At 52.7% G+C, this 18363-nt stretch carries 17 protein-coding genes; 12 read left to right on the plus strand and 5 right to left on the minus strand.

Features of this window, described 5'->3' with window-relative positions; genetic code table 11:
* Positions 1 to 31: 31 nt before the first annotated feature.
* A complete protein-coding gene (gene aspT, locus AAGQ96_RS16390; protein WP_342754073.1) occupies positions 32 to 1723 on the minus strand; it encodes an aspartate-alanine antiporter in 1692 nt (563 codons plus the stop codon).
* A 640-nt stretch (positions 1724 to 2363) separates the two neighbouring features.
* Between aspT and speG the strand changes: the two genes are divergently transcribed.
* Positions 2364 to 2930: a spermidine N1-acetyltransferase gene (gene speG / locus AAGQ96_RS16395; protein ID WP_342754074.1), complete on the plus strand. Its 567-nt coding sequence runs from the start codon at positions 2364 to 2366 to the stop codon at positions 2928 to 2930.
* 65 nt (positions 2931 to 2995) lie between these two features.
* Here the strand turns inward: speG and AAGQ96_RS16400 are convergent, their stop codons facing one another.
* The 4 genes from AAGQ96_RS16400 to AAGQ96_RS16415 form a co-directional block, all read right to left on the minus strand.
* Positions 2996 to 3418, minus strand: coding sequence for a hypothetical protein (locus tag AAGQ96_RS16400; protein WP_147199415.1), 423 nt, complete (start codon positions 3416 to 3418; stop codon positions 2996 to 2998).
* 95 nt (positions 3419 to 3513) lie between these two features.
* The gene (mmuM, locus tag AAGQ96_RS16405; RefSeq protein WP_147199416.1) at positions 3514 to 4437 is read right to left on the minus strand and encodes a homocysteine S-methyltransferase; all 924 of its coding nucleotides are present in this window, start codon (positions 4435 to 4437) and stop codon (positions 3514 to 3516) included.
* Positions 4424 to 5842: an S-methylmethionine permease gene (mmuP, locus tag AAGQ96_RS16410; protein WP_342754075.1), complete on the minus strand. Its 1419-nt coding sequence runs from the start codon at positions 5840 to 5842 to the stop codon at positions 4424 to 4426. The genes mmuM and mmuP overlap by 14 nt, the downstream gene beginning before the upstream one ends.
* Positions 5843 to 5990: 148 nt before the next feature.
* Complete coding sequence (locus AAGQ96_RS16415) at positions 5991 to 6326, minus strand: DUF2002 family protein (protein WP_147199420.1); 336 nt, start codon at positions 6324 to 6326, stop codon at positions 5991 to 5993.
* Between the two features lie 162 nt (positions 6327 to 6488).
* Between AAGQ96_RS16415 and AAGQ96_RS16420 the strand changes: the two genes are divergently transcribed.
* From AAGQ96_RS16420 to emrA, 11 genes are all read left to right on the plus strand, one after another.
* The gene (locus tag AAGQ96_RS16420; RefSeq protein WP_147199422.1) at positions 6489 to 6815 is read left to right on the plus strand and encodes a DUF883 family protein; all 327 of its coding nucleotides are present in this window, start codon (positions 6489 to 6491) and stop codon (positions 6813 to 6815) included.
* 367 nt (positions 6816 to 7182) lie between these two features.
* On the plus strand, positions 7183 to 7422 hold the full coding sequence (gene nrdH, locus AAGQ96_RS16425; protein ID WP_147199424.1) for a glutaredoxin-like protein NrdH: 240 nt from the start codon (positions 7183 to 7185) through the stop codon (positions 7420 to 7422).
* A gap of 4 nt (positions 7423 to 7426) precedes the next feature.
* Positions 7427 to 7837, plus strand: a complete 411-nt coding sequence (gene nrdI / locus AAGQ96_RS16430; protein ID WP_147199426.1) for a class Ib ribonucleoside-diphosphate reductase assembly flavoprotein NrdI — start codon at positions 7427 to 7429, stop codon at positions 7835 to 7837.
* A 41-nt stretch (positions 7838 to 7878) separates the two neighbouring features.
* The gene (nrdE, locus tag AAGQ96_RS16435; protein WP_254446364.1) at positions 7879 to 9960 is read left to right on the plus strand and encodes a class 1b ribonucleoside-diphosphate reductase subunit alpha; all 2082 of its coding nucleotides are present in this window, start codon (positions 7879 to 7881) and stop codon (positions 9958 to 9960) included.
* 22 nt (positions 9961 to 9982) lie between these two features.
* The gene (nrdF, locus tag AAGQ96_RS16440; protein ID WP_147199430.1) at positions 9983 to 10942 is read left to right on the plus strand and encodes a class 1b ribonucleoside-diphosphate reductase subunit beta; all 960 of its coding nucleotides are present in this window, start codon (positions 9983 to 9985) and stop codon (positions 10940 to 10942) included.
* A 372-nt stretch (positions 10943 to 11314) separates the two neighbouring features.
* Positions 11315 to 12511, plus strand: coding sequence for a glycine betaine/L-proline ABC transporter ATP-binding protein ProV (proV, locus tag AAGQ96_RS16445; RefSeq protein WP_342754076.1), 1197 nt, complete (start codon positions 11315 to 11317; stop codon positions 12509 to 12511).
* Positions 12508 to 13683, plus strand: coding sequence for a glycine betaine/L-proline ABC transporter permease ProW (gene proW / locus AAGQ96_RS16450; protein WP_147199434.1), 1176 nt, complete (start codon positions 12508 to 12510; stop codon positions 13681 to 13683). The genes proV and proW overlap by 4 nt, the downstream gene beginning before the upstream one ends.
* Positions 13684 to 13756: 73 nt before the next feature.
* The gene (proX, locus tag AAGQ96_RS16455) at positions 13757 to 14752 is read left to right on the plus strand and encodes a glycine betaine/L-proline ABC transporter substrate-binding protein ProX (RefSeq protein WP_147199436.1); all 996 of its coding nucleotides are present in this window, start codon (positions 13757 to 13759) and stop codon (positions 14750 to 14752) included.
* A 129-nt stretch (positions 14753 to 14881) separates the two neighbouring features.
* Positions 14882 to 16066, plus strand: coding sequence for an MFS transporter (locus tag AAGQ96_RS16460; RefSeq protein ID WP_342754077.1), 1185 nt, complete (start codon positions 14882 to 14884; stop codon positions 16064 to 16066).
* Between the two features lie 439 nt (positions 16067 to 16505).
* On the plus strand, positions 16506 to 17036 hold the full coding sequence (gene mprA, locus AAGQ96_RS16465) for a transcriptional repressor MprA (RefSeq protein ID WP_147199440.1): 531 nt from the start codon (positions 16506 to 16508) through the stop codon (positions 17034 to 17036).
* Between the two features lie 143 nt (positions 17037 to 17179).
* Positions 17180 to 18349, plus strand: a complete 1170-nt coding sequence (gene emrA, locus AAGQ96_RS16470) for a multidrug efflux MFS transporter periplasmic adaptor subunit EmrA (RefSeq protein WP_342754078.1) — start codon at positions 17180 to 17182, stop codon at positions 18347 to 18349.
* The last annotated feature ends 14 nt before the right edge of the window (positions 18350 to 18363 follow it).

The raw sequence follows: 18363 nt of genomic DNA on the forward strand, positions 1-18363 counted from the left end.
CTGTTGAGGAGTTCAGATTCACTGACAGGGATTAGACCAGCGCGACAATTAGCGGACCCAGCAAGGTGAGGAACACGTTGGCTAAACCATAGGTCACTGCGAAAGGTGCTGTTGGAACAGAATTCCCCGCTTTATCAAGAATTTCACCAAAAGCGGGATTGGCGCTACGCGTGCCGGAAAGGGCACCGGCAAAAATGGCCACATTGTCATAACGCAGGACATAGCGACCAATCAGTAGCGTGATCATCAAAGGAACCACGGTGACCACGACGCCGATCAGGAAAATTGAGATGCCGTTTGACATGACGGTCTGTACAGCCTGCAAGCCAGACTGTAGGCCTACCACAGCCACAAAACCGGCCAGTCCCAGATCGCGCAGCAAACCGGAAGCCGGCGTTGGCATATTGCCGCTGAGTGGTTTACGGGCCTGATACCAGCCAAAGATCAGCCCCGCCAGCAGCGCGCCGCCACCGCTGCCAAGCGTCAGAGGCACCGCGCCGATACGCACGACCAGTAGCCCTAATATCAATCCGAAGGAGAGACCCAGGCCATGAAACATCAAATCGGATTTTGGACTTTTAATCAGCAACGGCCCGGCCAGTGCGACAGCGCGCTGAACATCCTGTTCACTGCCGTACAGCGTCACAATGTCGTTTTGTTGAATAACCGTATCGTCTTTAAACGGCAGCAATACTTCTCCGCGCTTTAGCGCAGTGACAAACACACCGTGACGAACATCAACCGAGATTTGCTGACGCAGTTCATCAATTCGCTTACCAATAAACACCGGATTTGTCAGCAAGGCTTCAGACGTCTGCATGACCATTTCTGGCCCCTCTTCAGCTTCCAGCTCTTTTCCCAGCAAAGAGGCTAACGCGATAACGCCTTTACGCCGCCCTACCAGCAGCAATACATCGGTGTCGTTCAGCCGCATTTCAGGCGTGACGGCGATGACCTCGCCTCTACGCTTTATGCGCTCCAGCGTAACGGGATAAAGCGGATCGGCAGCCGACTCCACCGCCGCTACAGTTTTTCCAGCAGCCGGCCCGGCGAGAAATACGCGTCCTACCAGCTCTGGCAGAGCCGGTTCCTGACCCGGTGCCAGCAGACTGGCACCGTGAAGAAGCTCCAGCTCCGCTTTTACCGCATCGTCACGTATCGTACGGCCCATAATTTTGGGCAGAATATTGACGCAAATAATAATCGCGCCCAGAGAGCCAAAGATATAAGTAACGGCATAACCCACGGCCACATTTCCCTGCATTTGTTGCAGCTGCGCCGGATCCAGACTCAATTTAGAAATGGCCGCACTGGCTGTCCCTATAATAGCTGACTGTGTTAGCGCACCGGCAGCAATACCTGCGGCAATACCTTTATCCAGCGCAAAGAATTTCGCCATCGCTACGATCGTTATTAATGAAGAAACAACTAAAATTAGTGCCAGAGCTATTTCACGCAGCGTACGTCGACCTAATGAAGAAAAGAATTTAGGGCCACTTTCAAAACCTACGGCATAGATGAAAAGGGCAAACAAAACATTTTTAATTCCACTATCAATAGTGACCCCGACCTGACTAATTAATACGGAAACCAGCAGTGCACCCGCTACGCCGCCAAGCTGAAATGCGCCAAGTTTAAATTGACCAATCCATGTACCCACAGCGAGCGAAAGGAATAGCGCCAGCTCGGGTGAAAGCCGAAAGATTTCGTGGAGCCAGTTCATAGAAATTATCCTGCAATAAGTTAACGACCGTACGAAAAATACCTGGCCGGAAGAGTAATTTATATTAATAGCGTATTGAGTCGCGACATTCATAAAGCTAGTCGTGATTGCGAAAAAAACAAATTATTTCCTCAACATAAAAATCACATTAATAGCAGTGATAAATTAACGCATAAATATAAAAGAGACATAAATGATGATGCTGTTTTCTGCGCTGGAGATATTTTTCTGTGGTGAGTAACAACAATCATCGATCGCAAAAAAAACAGATAACAGGCAAGATATAGTGATGTAATACAAAAAGTTATGAATTAACCTTCGTGTATTTAGCTTTGCGTATTTACTGTCGCCATTGCAATCATCGCAATAATTTATTCGTCCCCTCTTCTTCCTGCGTTGTTTACTTGCATTCCATTAAATATTACCTTAGTGAAACATTAGATTAACTTATGGTTCATTTATTTCATGCTAACGCGCGGTTTACGCAGGGAAGGAAGAGTTTGAAAATACGGCAACACGCGGGATCTCCTGCGCTGAGTAAATAAATACTTTCTAAACCTCTACCGGGTCATCCTGTTATTTTGTTCCTGACGTCGTATACTCCCCCCCGACTAAAAATTCGTCAGTAAAAGGAAGAGTGATGAGTGCCAAATCCGTTGAAAATGGCGTAAAGCTGCGTCCGCTGGAGCGGGAAGATCTGCGCTTTGTTCACCAGCTTGATAACAATGCCAGCGTGATGCGCTACTGGTTTGAAGAGCCTTATGAAGCTTTTGTGGAGCTGGAGGATCTGTACAGCAAGCATATCCACGATCAGAGCGAACGTCGTTTTGTTGTGGAGTATGAGGGGGATAAAGCTGGCCTGGTCGAGCTGGTGGAAATCAACCATATTCACCGCCGCGCCGAGTTTCAGATTATTATCGCGCCCAGCCATCAGGGCAAAGGGCTGGCGAGCAAAGCGGTCAGGCTTGCCATGGAGTATGGTTTTTCAGTACTGAATCTTTATAAGCTCTATTTGATCGTCGATAAAGAGAACGAAAAAGCGATTCATATTTACCGCAAGCTGGGATTTGAGATTGAGGGAGAACTGATCCACGAGTTCTTTATCAACGGCGAGTATCGCAACACAATTCGTATGTGCATCTTCCAGCAGCAGTATCTGGCAAAGCACAAACCCACCCACGCGATGGTGCAGCCTACGGCGCAATAAGCCTCAAGGCGTAACAAACGGCCCGCGTCATCTCAGGCGCGGGCCGTTTTGCTTAGCGTTACCTGTTAACCCCCACGCGCACCAATTGGATTCAGGATAATGCGTGCGGGTGGTGGCTCAATGCTGTACATGCCGCCGTTAAACGGATCGACCAGCAGCCAGCCGGGGAAGCCGCCCAGCGGAATGTTGCCCAGCAGATACCAGAGGTTAGCCTTCTCTTTCAGCGGGATAGTCTGCGGCACAAAACCGGGCTGCTCCAGCATCAGCAGGAATTTCTTTTTGCCAAAATAGCTGCCGTCGGACTTAGCCAGCGTCACGGTTTTTGGCGTGTAGCCTTCCGCTACCGCCCTGCCCGTTTCATCCTGTACGACGAATTTTGCGCCCTGCGGCCAGCTCTGGATGGTCACGTCCTGGGTTTTATCGCCCACGATAGTCGCACACCCACTCAGTAGCCACGCCGAGGCCAGCGCCAGTAAAAGAAGTCTCATAAGCTTTCCTGCCAGGTTAAATAGTGAGAATAGTCCAGGCGGGTTTGATAATCACGCCCGATGCGATCGGGCGATGATGTAAACCTCAGGAAGCTTTATCGGCAGCGCTGCGCAATAGCTTTAATATCGGCAGGCGTGGTACGGCAGCAGCCACCAATCAGTTTTGCCCCGGCGGCCTGCCAGTCGGCAAGATTATCGATCAGCGTGCAGGTTGAGGCATCGCTGTGCCAGCGTTTACTGATGGCGTCATACTGCTCACCCGAATTGGGATAGACCACCAGCGGCTTTTCGCTTAGTGCTGAGAAGACCTTCAGCGCAGCCGTCACCTTATCCAGCGCGATGCAGTTGATGCCCAGCGCCACCACCTGAGGAACGTTATCCAGAAACGCCAGCACATCGGCCAGCGGCGTACCGTCGCTAAGATGGTCGCTGTCTCGCAGCGTGAACGAGAACCAGGCGGGGGTAGCTGGAAACGCCTGTAGTAAAGCCACCAGCGCCTGGATCTCCGCGAATGAAGGCAGCGTTTCACAGGCAAGGATATCCGCCCCCGCCGCCACCAGCGCCTCAATTCGCGGACGGTGGAAAGCCATCATCTCCTGCTGAGGCAGAGCATAATCGCCGCGATATTCCGAGCCGTCGGCAAGATAAGCGCCATAAGGCCCGACCGATCCGGCCACCAGCAAAGCGGCACCCTCCGGTTGCGTCGCCAGGTAGTCTGTTCTGGCGCGGCTCGCCAGCTCAACGCTTCTGGCAATTAACTCAAGCGATTTTTCTTCACTCAGGCCACGCTTCGCAAAACCCTGCGGCGTCGCCTGATAGCTGGCGGTGATCGCCACCTGCGCGCCCGCGCTGAAATAGTCGTAATGCACCTGATAAATCAGTTCCGGGTTTTCAATCAGCACTTTAGCAGACCACAGCGCATCGCTTAAATCGCAGCCCCGCGCTTCCAGTTCGGTCGCCATTGCGCCATCCAGCACCAGGCCGGAAGCCACCAGCCTTGTAATATCAGTCAGGGACATGCTGAACCTCCTTTGCCAGCTCGCGTTTTCTCACCAGCTGCGTGAAATAGTAAGCGCCATAGCAGAGCGCGACAAAAGGCAGACCGCAGTACAACGCAATACGCTGTTCAGGATCGAACGCCAGCCCGATGCAGGCCAGCAGGCAGAGCAAAAAGCCCAGCACCGGCGTCAATGGATACCACGGCGCGCGGTACTTCAGATCCGACAGCGGTTTGCCCGCACGCAAATGTGCACGACGGAAAAAGTAGTGGGAAGCGCAGATACTCAGCCAGACGGCGACCACGGCAAAACCGGAGATAGCCGACAGCGCCACGAACACCGTGTCTGGCGCAATCACGCTGGAAAACAGCGCCAGCAGCCCACCCAGCATACTGACGGAAATCGCCATCAGCGGAATGCCGCGGCGCGTCAGCTTAGCAAAGCAACGAGGCAGCGTTTGCTGATTAGAGAGCGACCACAGCATGCGGCCTGACGCATACAGGCCTGAGTTAGCGGCAGAAAGAATGGCTGTCAGGATCACAAAGTTAAAAATATCGGCGGCATAAGGAATGCCAATCTTTTCAAATACCAGAACAAACGGACTTTTGACGATCCCGGCCTGATCCATTGGGATCAGCGCCGCCAGGATCAATACGGTACCAATAAAGAAGATGATCAGGCGGGCAACGGTGGTACGGATAGCCAGCGGCAGAACCTTGTGCGGGTTTTCCGTTTCGCCTGCGGCGATGCCGATCAGTTCAGTACCGGAAAATGCAAAGTTGACCGCCACCATCGTCATTAAAATCGGCAGTCCGCCATGGGGCAGCCAGCCAGAAGCGGTCAGGTTATGGAAGAACGGCGCGCTGCTGCCATCTTTTAACGGAATAAAGCCGAACATGGCGGCTCCGCCCAGTACGATAAACGCCAGAATGGTGATCACTTTAATCACCGAAAACCAGAACTCACCTTCGGCGAAAAAGCGTGAGGAAACCACATTCAGCATAAAAATTAGCACGCAGAACAGCAGGCACCACAGCCAGACAGGCGAGTCAGGGAACCAGTATTGCATACAGAAAGCGGCGGCGGTCAGGCTTGATCCCAACGCCACGGTCCAGGTAAGCCAGTAAAGCCAGGCAACGGTATACCCCGTCGCCGGGCCAAGATAGCGTGCGGCGTAAACGTGGAACGCACCGGTCTCGGGCATGGCCACGGAAAGCTCGCCAAGGCTCAGCATGACCAGGTAGACCACCAGCGCGCCAATCAGATAAGCCAGCAGCGTGCCCGCTGCGCCGGTGGTTGAAATTATGTAGCCGGTGTTGAAAAACAGGCCGGTGCCGATGACGCCGCCAAGAGAGAGCATCACCAGATGGCGCGCTTTCATGCTGCGTTTGAACTGTTGCGTGTTGTCCTGCTGGGTTTGTTGCATTGCTGTGTTATCCGTATAGACGTCTAAACTTCCACTCAGTCAGCGTTATACCTGGTCTACAGCAGTAAAGCAACGTTACAGATCGCAGGGAGATGCAGGATGCCAGCGCACTCTCTGGCGAGACGCGCTGAATCGCTTAGGGAGGAGATCAGTCGAACATGTGTTCGAGATAACGTTCAAGCGCGGCGCGCGAGCTGAAGCCGTGAGGAATGCCGTAATGATCCTGACTGTCTCCCACCAGATACATGGGGAACTGCACATAGTGCTCGCAGGTTTTAATCTCCGATGCCGGAACGGCAAAGCTGTGGCTTTTTTCCTTTAACGTAGGATGAATCACCAGCGCGGTGCGGCCCAAACGTGCTTCGCGGTTGACATAAACGTAACTGTCGCCACGGCGAAATCCGTAAGCTTTTGCCGTTACGGCATCCATCTCAAATCCCGCTTTTTCCAGTACGCGAGCGACCTCATCAGGGCGTAAATACATGTTTAATCCTCTAATACTTGCCAACCCCGCCACCTTACCTCAGCGCCAGGGCGCAGGGCTTTCGGAATTGTCCACAAACGGCACTGAACAGGACCAGCGCCATTAAAAATCTCTCTGATAGTCTATAGTAAAGAGTACGAATCATTTCCACGGGAGATAAAAATGTTTAACCGGACGACCAAAAATGAAGACATTGATATCAATCAGGACGTCGCTCAGTTAGCCGATACCCTCGACGATTTGCTGAAATCTTACGGTAGCAAAGCTCAGGATGAGGTTGACGGCGCCCGCTCAAGAGCGGAAGCCCTGCTGAAGGAAACACGCGCCAAACTGCATGGCCGTAATCGTGTGACTCAGGTTGCCAAAGAAGCCACGCAACAGGTTGACACTTACGTTCGTGACAAGCCATGGCACGGTGTCGGTATTGGTACAGCTTTAGGTATTTTTGTTGGGGCGTTAATTGCCACAACCACGACTACCCGCAACTAATTCAGTCTACGCTTATCATCCCCGCGCTGCGGGGATTTTTTTTGCCTGAAGCCGGGAGGCAGAGATATCAGGTCCAATTTGGGAAACGCCTTCAGCAATAATGGCGAAATTTTCACCCTCTCTCTTAACCTAATCTACAATTTTTTACAGTAAAACTTTCTCAATTTTTTTTATTTCCGCTTCAGGCCAGGCTTCTCAAGGGTTCCACCCGCTTCGCTGATAAAATACCACATCTTGTGCGGTTGCAATGCAACAGCACTACATCTAGTATTTAAAACATCAAATCGACCACAACATGTGGCCCGCAACGGCATCGAAAACAGTAAACCGTGCCGGGCTCCAACCCACCTGAAGGGTAATACGAATCATGCGCATTATTATTTACACTAAAAATAACTGTGTCCAGTGCAATGCGACGAAAAATGCGATGGACAAGCAGGGTATCGATTATCAGCTGGTGAATCTTGATCATGAACCTGCTGCGGTAGAAACGCTGAAATCGTTGGGCTATCGCCAGGTGCCGGTGGTGATGGCCGAAGAAGAGCACTGGAGCGGTTTTCGCCCCGATAAAATTTCTGCATTAAGCCATGCGGCACTGCGAGGCTGAGCCAATGTCCATACTGGTTTATTTTTCCAGCCAGTCGGAAAACACTCACCGCTTCGTCGTCCGTACCGGCCTGCCCGCCCGGCGCATCCCGCTGGATAGCAATCGGCGTTTGCAGGTACAGGAACCCTATATTTTAGTGGTTCCCAGCTATGGCGGCGGTACCGCCCGTGGCGCGGTGCCTAAACAAGTCATTCAATTTCTAAACGATGTCAGTAATCGCCAGCTAATCCGTGGCGTCATTGCGGCGGGCAACCGCAACTTTGGCGAAGGCTACTGCCTGGCGGGCAGCATTATTGCGCAAAAATGTCAGGTTCCCTGCCTGTATCGCTTTGAGCTGCTGGGCACCGCCGACGACATCGCGAACGTTCATCACGGAGTAACCCAATTGTGGCTGCAACAGAAAGCACACTCATAACCCCTAATGCGGTCGCCGCGGATTATCATTCGCTGAACGCGATGCTTAACCTCTACGATGCTGACGGACGTATTCAGTTCGAGAAGGATGCCGAAGCGACCCGGCAATATTTTCTGCAGCACGTGCTGCCAAACAGCGTCACTTTCGACTCAGTTAGTGAACGCTTACAGTATCTGGTTGCCGAAGGTTATTACGAAGCCGACGTGCTTAACGCCTATCCTTTCGATTTCGTTAATACGCTGTTTGAACAGGCTTATCAGCATCGCTTCCGTTTCAAAACCTTCCTCGGTGCCTGGAAGTTTTACACCAGCTACACGCTGAAAACCTTTGACGGCAAACGCTATCTGGAAGGGTTTACTGAACGTGTCTGTATGGTGGCGCTGACGCTGGCAAAAGGCGATGCCGTTCTGGCGACGGCATTGATGGAAGAGATCCTTTCGGGCCGTTTTCAGCCTGCAACGCCAACGTTTCTGAACTGCGGCAAGCAGCAGCGCGGCGAGTTAGTTTCCTGTTTTCTACTGCGCATTGAAGACAACATGGAATCTATCGGACGTTCGGTTAACTCTGCGTTACAGCTCTCCAAACGCGGCGGCGGCGTGGCGTTTCTGTTGTCGAACCTGCGTGAAGCGGGCGCGCCAATCAAGCGTATTGAAAACCAGTCATCGGGCGTGATCCCCGTGATGAAAATGCTGGAAGATGCTTTTTCCTATGCCAATCAGCTTGGCGCTCGTCAGGGCGCGGGCGCGGTCTATCTGCACGCGCATCATCCCGATATATTGCGTTTCCTTGATACCAAACGTGAAAACGCCGACGAGAAAATCCGTATTAAAACGCTGTCGCTGGGCGTGGTGATCCCGGATATCACCTTCCAGCTGGCGCGCGACAATCAGCCGATGGCGCTGTTCTCTCCTTATGACGTAGAGCGGATTTACGGCCTGCCGTTTGCGGATATCAGCATCAGCGAGAAATATGAAGAAATGCTGGCCGACGAGCGTATTCGTCGTACCTTTATTAATCCACGCGAATTCTTTCAGACGCTGGCGGAAATCCAGTTTGAATCGGGCTATCCGTATATCATGTTTGAAGATACGGTGAATCGCGCCAACCCGATTCAGGGACGGATTAACATGAGCAATCTTTGTTCAGAAATCCTTCAGGTTAATACGCCGACCGAATACAACGACGATCTCAGCTATCGCCATATCGGCAAGGATATCTCCTGCAACCTGGGATCGCTGAATATTGCCCATACCATGGATTCGCCCGATTTTGCCCGCACCGTCGAAATCGCGGTACGCGGCCTGACCGCCGTTTCTAATCAGAGTCATATTCACTCGGTGCCATCGATTGAGAAAGGCAACGCCCAGTCGCATGCTATCGGCCTGGGGCAAATGAACCTGCACGGCTATCTGGCGCGTGAAGGGATTCAGTATGGTTCAGACGCGGCACTGGACTTCACCAACCTCTATTTCTATACCATTACCTACCACGCGCTGCGCACCTCTAACCTGATTGCTCAGGAGCGCGGTGAACGCTTTGCCGGTTTCGAGCATTCCCGCTACGCCAGCGGCGAATACTTTGAACAGTACGTCAGTCAAAGCTGGCAGCCACGCACGCCCGAAGCCGCCGCCCTGTTCCGTAAAGCCGGTATTACGCTACCGACCCAACAGGCGTGGCAGCAGCTGCGTGAAGCGGTGATGCAGCACGGTATTTATAACCAGAACCTACAGGCTATTCCGCCGACCGGTTCGATTTCCTACATTAACCACGCCACGTCGAGCATTCACCCGATCGTTTCCCGCATTGAGATCCGCAAAGAAGGGAAAACGGGCCGCGTCTATTATCCGGCCCCCTTTATGAACAACGACAATCAGGCGCTGTACCGTGATGCGTACGACATTGGGCCTGAGGCCATTATCGATACCTATGCCGAGGCGACTCGCCATGTCGATCAGGGCCTGTCTCTGACGCTGTTTTTCCGTGATACCGCCACCACGCGCGATATCAACAAGGCGCAGATTTACGCCTGGAAAAAAGGCATCAAGACGCTGTATTACATTCGTCTGCGACAGATGGCGCTGATGGGAACCGAAGTCGAAGGCTGCGTTTCCTGCTCGCTGTAGTTACCCCACGGAAGAAATGAGAATGAAATTAAAACGTGTTCACGCCATTAACTGGAACCAGATTGAGGATGAGAAAGACCTGGAGGTCTGGAACCGTCTGACCTCTAACTTCTGGCTGCCGGAAAAAGTTCCGCTGTCGAACGATATTCCTGCGTGGAATACCCTTAATGCGGAAGAACAGCGCCTCACTATCCGTGTTTTTACCGGACTGACGCTGCTGGATACCATTCAGAATACCGTTGGCGCTCCGGCACTGATGGAAGACGCGCTGACGCCGCATGAAGAAGCCGTCATGTCCAATATCAGCTTTATGGAAGCGGTACATGCGCGCTCTTACAGTTCGATCTTCTCCACGCTGTGCCACACCAGTGATGTGGATGCGGCCTACGCGTGGAGCGAGGAAAGCGCCTCGTTGCAGCGTAAGGCAGATATCGTGCTGGAGCATTATCACCATGACGATCCGCTGAAGAAGAAAATCGCCAGCGTTTTCCTGGAGTCTTTTCTGTTCTATTCCGGCTTTTATTTGCCAATGTACTGGTCAAGCCGCGGCAAGCTGACCAATACCGCCGACTTGATTCGCCTGATTATTAAAGATGAGGCGGTGCACGGCTACTATATTGGTTATAAGTACCAGAAAGCGCTGGAAAAACAGAGCCAGGAACGGCGTGATGAACTGCAACAGTTTGCTATCGAGCTGCTGCTGGCGCTCTACGAGAACGAACTGGCTTACACTGCCGAGCTTTACGATGGCGTAGGCTGGACGGAAGAGGTCAATAAGTTCCTGCATTACAATGCAAATAAAGCCCTGATGAACCTCGGCTATGAGGCGCTCTTCCCCGCTGAGCTGACCGATGTGAACCCGGCTATCCTTTCGGCTCTGTCGCCCAATGCCGATGAAAATCACGATTTCTTCTCCGGCTCCGGTTCGTCATATGTGATGGGCAAGGCGGTTGATACCGAAGACGAAGACTGGAACTTCTGACCGTTAACGGCTGACAAACTCAACGCTAATTATTTTTTATTAATCGATCGTTCAATAAAAAATAATTAGCCCCGTTCAGTCATTTTATTTGTCACTATTTCCCGCCAATGCATTTGCTTTCTGGCAATAATTTCTCATCTGCATGACGTGATAATCACAAAATATTCCTTTTTTTTAGCCCACCACAATTCCCCGCCATCCCTTACCCTCTCTGGCATTTTCAGAGATGCGTGTCTCTCTTTACAACTCAAATAGCTTTACTCAGGGTTGCCTCAGATTCCTAAGTGTGCGAGGGTATAGACCGCTAATATTCGACCAGGACAAACCAGAAATATAAGATAATTAACCGCTAACCAGGAAATTACTTCGTGCATGGCTATTAAACTAGAAGTCAAAAATTTATATAAAGTTTTTGGGGAAAATCCCGATCGTGCCTTTAAGCACATTGAAAAAGGAATCAGCAAAGAAGCGCTGCTGGCGAAAACAGGACTCTCTCTTGGCGTTAAAGATGCCAGTCTGGCCATTGAAGAAGGCGAGATATTCGTGATCATGGGGCTCTCCGGTTCCGGTAAGTCCACTATGGTTCGCCTTCTCAATCGTCTGATAGAACCTACCCGCGGACAGGTAATTATTGACGGCGTCGATATTGCCAAAATATCTGACAGTGAATTACGCGAAGTCCGCCGAAATAAAATCAGCATGGTATTTCAGTCGTTCGCATTAATGCCACATATGACGGTATTAAATAATGCCGCCTTCGGCATGGAATTAGCAGGCATCCCCCTTCAGGAACGACAGGAAAAAGCGTTAGAAGCCTTACGTCAGGTAGGGCTGGATAATTACGCTCATGCTTATCCCGATGAATTATCTGGCGGTATGCGTCAGCGCGTTGGATTAGCCCGCGCGCTGGCGATAAACCCGGATATATTGTTGATGGACGAAGCCTTTTCAGCACTTGATCCGCTTATTCGTACCGAGATGCAGGATGAGCTGGTGAAGCTGCAATCACGCCACCAGCGCACCATTGTCTTTATTTCTCACGATCTGGATGAGGCAATGCGTATTGGCGATCGGATTGCCATTATGCAGGGCGGCGAAGTGGTGCAGGTCGGCACACCGGATGAGATCCTGAATAATCCGGCCAATGACTACGTGAAAACCTTCTTCCGCGGTGTTGATATCAGTCATGTCTTCAGCGCGAAAGATATTGCCCGCCGCGCTGCCGGTTCGCTGATCCGTAAAGCGCCGGGTTTTGGCCCCCGTTCAGCCATCAAGCTGCTACAGGATGCCGACCGCGAATATGGTTACGTGCTGGAAAAACAACGGTTTGTTGGCGTTGTTTCCACCGATTCGCTGAAGGCCGCGCTGGTGGCAGGGGTGGGGCTGGATCAGGCAATTTTGCCTTCTCCCGCCGCGATGCCTGCTGAGACCACGCTCAACGAACTGCTGTCGCATGTCGCGCAGGCTCCCTGCGCGGTGCCGATTATCGGCGAAGATAATCAGTACGTCGGCATTATTTCCAAGGGCATGTTGCTACAGGCATTAGATCGTGAGGGCGCAGCGCAATGAGTGATACCCGCAATCCATGGCAGACCGCCGACGCCGGCAATACGTCTGCCGCTGATGCTACGCAGGCAGCGACCACCACACCGGCCAGTAGCGATCCCTGGGCGGCAGCGTCTTCAGCACCCGCCGATGCTGCGCCCGCCAGTACCGCAGCGAATACAGGAACGGCCGACGCGTGGGGAGCCCCCACAGGCAGCCACGATGTCGCCGCCAGCGGCAGTGACTGGCTGAACAGCGCACCCGCGCCGCAGACAGAACACTTCAGCCTCCTCGATCCTTTTCATAAAACGCTGATCCCACTGGACAGCTGGATTACCAGCGGGATCGACTGGATCGTTTCCCATTTCCGCCCCGTTTTCCAGGGGATTCGCATCCCGGTGGATTACATTCTTAGCACCTTCCAGCATCTGCTAATGGGATTGCCCGCGCCGGTCGCGATTGTGCTGTTTGCGCTTATTGCGTGGCAGATTGCCACCCCGGCCATGGGCATCGCCACGCTGATTTCCCTGATCGTCATCGGTGCTATCGGTGCCTGGTCTCAGGCGATGGTGACGCTGGCGCTGGTGCTCACCGCCCTGCTGTTCTGTATTGTTATTGGGCTTCCGCTGGGGATCTGGCTTGCACGCAGTGAAAAAGCCGCCAAAATCATTCGCCCGATGCTGGACGCGATGCAAACCACGCCCGCCTTTGTCTACCTGGTACCTGTCGTTATGCTGTTTGGTATCGGCAACGTGCCTGGCGTAGTCGTCACAATTATCTTTGCGCTGCCGCCGGTTGTCCGTCTGACCATTCTGGGCATCAAACAGGTTCCGGCCGATTTAACAGAGGCTGCCGAGTCGTTCGGTGCCAATCCGCGCCAGATGCTGTTCAAAGTGCAGCTGCCACTGGCGATGCCCACCATTATGGCTGGCGTAAACCAGACTTTAATGCTGGCGCTGTCGATGGTGGTAATTGCCTCGATGATCGCCGTGGGCGGACTGGGGCAGATGGTTCTGCGAGGCATTGGCCGCCTGGATATGGGGCTGGCGACGGTGGGTGGCGTAGGTATCGTGATCCTCGCTATCATCCTTGACCGCCTGACTCAGTCCATGGGCCGCGACAGCCGCAGCCGTGGCGCTCGTCGCTGGTATGCAACCGGACCTTTAGGGCTGTTTACCCGTCCCTTCCGTAAATAATTCATTCTCATTTCAGGTGGCGTGCGATGCTCGCCACCCGCTCCTTCCCTCAAAATAAAAAAAGGATCTCACTATGCGTAAGACAGCATTGTTAGCCGCCGCATTCACTACGCTCTCCGTCACGCACGTTTATGCCGCGGAGCTGCCGGGGAAAGGTATTACCGTTAAACCGGTGCAAAGCACGATTACGGAAGAAACCTTTCAGACGCTGCTGGTCAGCCGCGCACTGGAGAAACTCGGCTATACCGTCGATGACCCCAGCGAAGTGGACTACAACGTCGGCTATACCTCGCTGGCTTCCGGCGACGGTACGTTTACTGCGGTAAACTGGCAGCCGCTGCATGATGATATGTATAAAGCCGCAGGGGGCGACGCGAAGTTTTTCCGTCAGGGCACGTATGTTCAGGGCGCCGCTCAGGGCTACCTTATCGATAAAAAAACCGCTGAGAAATATCACATCACCCGTATCGACCAGCTGAAAGATCCCAAGCTGGCCAGGCTGTTCGACAGCAACAATGACGGCAAAGCAGATTTGACCGGCTGTACGCCAGGCTGGGGATGTGAAGCGGTGATCAACCATCAGATCCAGGCCTATGGCCTGAGCAATACGGTTGAACATAACCAGGGTAACTACTCGGCCATGATCGCCGATACCCTTACGCGCTTTAAAGAAGGTAAACCCATCCTTTATTACACCTGGACCCCGTACTGGGTAAGTGACGTGCTGGTGCCGGGCCGCGATGTTGTATGGTTACAGGTGCCTTTCTCTGCGATGCCGGGCGCGCAGAAAGAGATGGAGACCAAACTGCCGAACGGCGCTAACTATGGCTTCCCGGTAAATACCATGCACATTGTGGCGAACAAAGCCTGGACGGAGAAAAACCCTGCGGCCGCGAAACTGTTTTCCGAGATGAAATTACCGATTGCGGACATTAATGCCCAGAATTCTCGTATGCATCAGGGACAGTCCAGCGAAGCGGATATTAATGCTCACGTCGATGGCTGGATTAACGCGCATCAGGCGGTATTTGACGGCTGGATCAAGGATGCGCTGGCTGCCGCCCACTAATTTACTGACACGATAAAGGGCAGCGATGCCCTTTATGTCACTGGTAAGCTTTGTTAATTATCCTGTGAGTGAAATAATTTTTTAGGTTACTATTCGTCTAACAGTCTTTTAACAACCCTGACGAATAAAATGAAATCCCCTCAGCCCGGACTTAGCCCTGCCCTTGTTGCCCTGATGTCGTTAGCAACCGGTCTCTCTGTCGCCTGTAATTATTATGTTCAGCCTCTGCTTGAAACCGTTGCCAGAACCTTTGCACTCTCGGTCAATCAGGCCGGTTTTATCGTGACGACAGCGCAGCTGGGTTATGCCGCAGGCTTGCTGCTGCTGGTGCCGCTTGGCGATATGCTCGAGCGACGCGGGCTGATTGTCGTGATGAGCTTACTGGCTGCGGGTGGCATGGTGATCACGGCTCTTTCACCGACGCTGCCGCTTATGCTGCTCGGTACCGCTTTAACCGGCCTTTTTTCCGTTGTGGCACAGCTTTTAGTGCCGCTGGCGGCCACGCTGGCCGCACCGGAAAAGCGCGGCAAAGTTGTCGGCACGGTAATGAGCGGCCTGCTGCTGGGGATCCTGCTGGCCCGTACCGTTGCAGGTGGTCTGGCGCAGCTTGGCGGCTGGCGCACCGTTTACTGGGTCGCCAGTGTGTTGATGGTAATGATGGCGCTGGCACTGTGGCGTTATCTGCCTCGCTATCAGCAATCAGTAAAGCTTAACTATGGTCAGCTGCTACGTTCCATCTTCAGCCTCTATTCGACCACCCCAATATTACGCAGTCGTGCCGTAACCGGCTGCCTGGCCTTTGCGAATTTCAGCATCCTCTGGACCTCAATGGCCTTTCTGCTGGCATCGGAACCTTATGGTTATTCAGAGGGTGAAATCGGTCTGCTGGGTCTGGTTGGGGCAGCTGGCGCGCTGGCGGCGCGTCAGGCTGGCTCACTGGCGGACAAAGGCAAAGCCCGTTTAACCACCACCGCCGGCCTGATTATCATGCTGGTTTCCTGGGGGATTACCGCGCTGGGGAGCCATTCGCTGATTGCGCTAATCATTGGCATTATCCTGCTGGATCTGGCCGTACAGGGTGTTCATATTACTAATCAGAGCGTAATTTATCGTTCAATGCCCGAAGCCCGTAACCGCCTGACTGCCGGTTATATGACCAGTTACTTTGTTGGTGGCGCAGCCGGTTCACTCATTTCGGCAACAGCATTTCAACATGCGGGCTGGTATGGCGTTTGCGCAGCAGGCGCTTTCATCACCGTGCTTAATCTGTTGAGCTGGTGGCGGGGATCGCGCTTTGAGGCGCACACTCCTTAGCCTGACGGCATCAGATTGCGTAAATTTCAGCGCCAGCGGCCTGTTAAGCGTTTACACAGTCTGGTATGGTTAGCAATGCACTTATTCATATGTGTTATTTTTTCTCGCGAAACTATTAAATTTTGAACTGTACCAAATTAGTAAGCCTTGTTATGCAGCGTGCGGGTCGCGGGCATCATTTAACATTTCCGTGCTTCACTCTCGCAGGCTGATAAAAATTTCCGGCTTTTGTCGGCTTTGGCCTGGCCTCAGCGTTCGGGCTTTACAGGTTAAAAACCTGCAGCATCCTTTTCAATGCTGCACATCGCCCTGGGTTATGGAGTGACCTGGAAATTACTGATGGTGTTCCCGGTTTTGCGAGCGTGCTCGCACCGGCAGGAATGACCCTTTACTATCGCCGTCGTTACAATACCAGTTGCAACTAATGAGGTTCCCCCAGATGGAAAGTTCGTTTACCCCCATTGAACAGATGCTAAATTTTCGCGCTAATCGTCAGAAAGACTTCCCACTACAGGAAATCATGCTGACGCGGCTGTGCATGCACATGCAGAGCAAGCTGCTGGAAAACCGCAACAAAATGCTCAAGGCTCAGGGGATTAACGAGACGTTATTCATGGCATTAATCACGCTGGATGCGCAGGAAAATCACAGTATTCAACCTTCCGAGCTGAGTTCCGCGCTGGGTTCATCCCGCACGAATGCAACCCGCATCGCCGACGAGCTGGAAAAACGTGGCTGGATTGAGCGCCGTGAAAGCGATAACGATCGTCGCTGTCTGCATTTACACCTGACTGAAAAAGGCAACGAGTTCCTGCGCCAGCTGCTGCCGCCTCAGCATCAGTCTTTGCAGCTGCTGTGGTCTGCCCTGAGCCTTTCAGAAAAAAGCCAGCTGGAAGGGATCACCCGCAAGCTTTTGAATCGTCTTGATAAGATGGACGAAGAAGAGGCTGCAACCGCCCTTTCTCGCTAAAAATTTCTGTAATAGCATATTGTGCGACACCCTGCCTGCCAGTAACCGCTATTTTAGTCCGCTTATTAACTTATGCCAGCTCACTGCTGGCATTTTAGATCCGTGCAAACAGCCGGATTGCCATGGAAAACGTGGAGAAAACCATGAGTGCAAATGCGGAGATGCAACAGCCGCAGCCAGCGAATAAAAAGAATAAACGCAAAGGTGCGTTACTTTTATTAGCCGTGTTGTTCGTAGTGATTGGGGTTGCCTGGCTGGTTTACTGGTTCCTTGTGTTGCGTCATTACCAGGAAACCGATGATGCTTATGTTGCAGGCAACCAGGTGCAGGTGATGGCGCAGGTATCTGGCAGCGTCAACAAAGTCGCGTTTGATGACACGGACTACGTCAAAAAAGGGGATGTGCTGGTTACGCTGGATAAAACCGATGCTGAGCAGGCCTTTGAAAAGGCGCAAACCGCACTGGCCACCAGCGTGCGTCAGACTCATCAGCTCATTATCAATGGCAAACAGTATCAGGCGACCATTGAGCTGCAAAAAACGGCGCTGGTGCAGGCTCAGGCCGATCTGAAACGTCGTGAACCGCTAGGCGCGGCGAACCTGATTGGTCGTGAAGATCTCCAGCATGCTCGTGATGCTGTTGCTACCGCTCAGGCCCAGCTCGATGTCGCCGTCCAGCAATACAATGCTAACCAGGCGATGATCCTGAATACCTCGCTGGAAAATCAGCCTGCGGTCAAACAGAGTGCCGCCGAATTGCGCGACGCCTGGCTGGCGTTACAGCGTACCGATGTGGTCAGCCCTATCAATGGCTACGTTTCGCGTCGCAGCGTTCAGGTCGGGTCACAAATTTCGACTTCCACACCGTTGCTGGCCATCGTTCCGGCCGACAACCTGTGGGTAGACGCTAACTTTAAAGAAACCCAGCTGGCGAAAGTGCGTATTGGTCAGCCCGCTACCGTCATCAGCGATATTTACGGCGACGACGTGGTTTATCACGGCAAGGTCGTCGGTCTGGATATGGGCACAGGCAGCGCGTTCTCCCTGCTCCCCGCACAGAATGCCACGGGAAACTGGATCAAAGTCGTGCAGCGCCTGCCGGTACGTATTGAACTGGATCCGCAGGAAGTAGCGAAGCATCCTCTGCGCATTGGTCTTTCCACGCTGGTTAGCGTCGATACGGATAATATTGAGGGCGGCGTACTCGCCACCAGCGTACGGTCAACACCCGCCTATGAAAGTAATGCGCTGGCGCTGGATTTAGCTCCGGTTAACCAGCTGATTGCCGATATTATTCATGCCAATGCGGGCTAAGAAAGCGGGAGGCT

It is taken from the genome of Pantoea sp. MBD-2R (genome assembly GCF_039134845.1).
Lineage (GTDB): Bacteria > Pseudomonadota > Gammaproteobacteria > Enterobacterales > Enterobacteriaceae > Erwinia.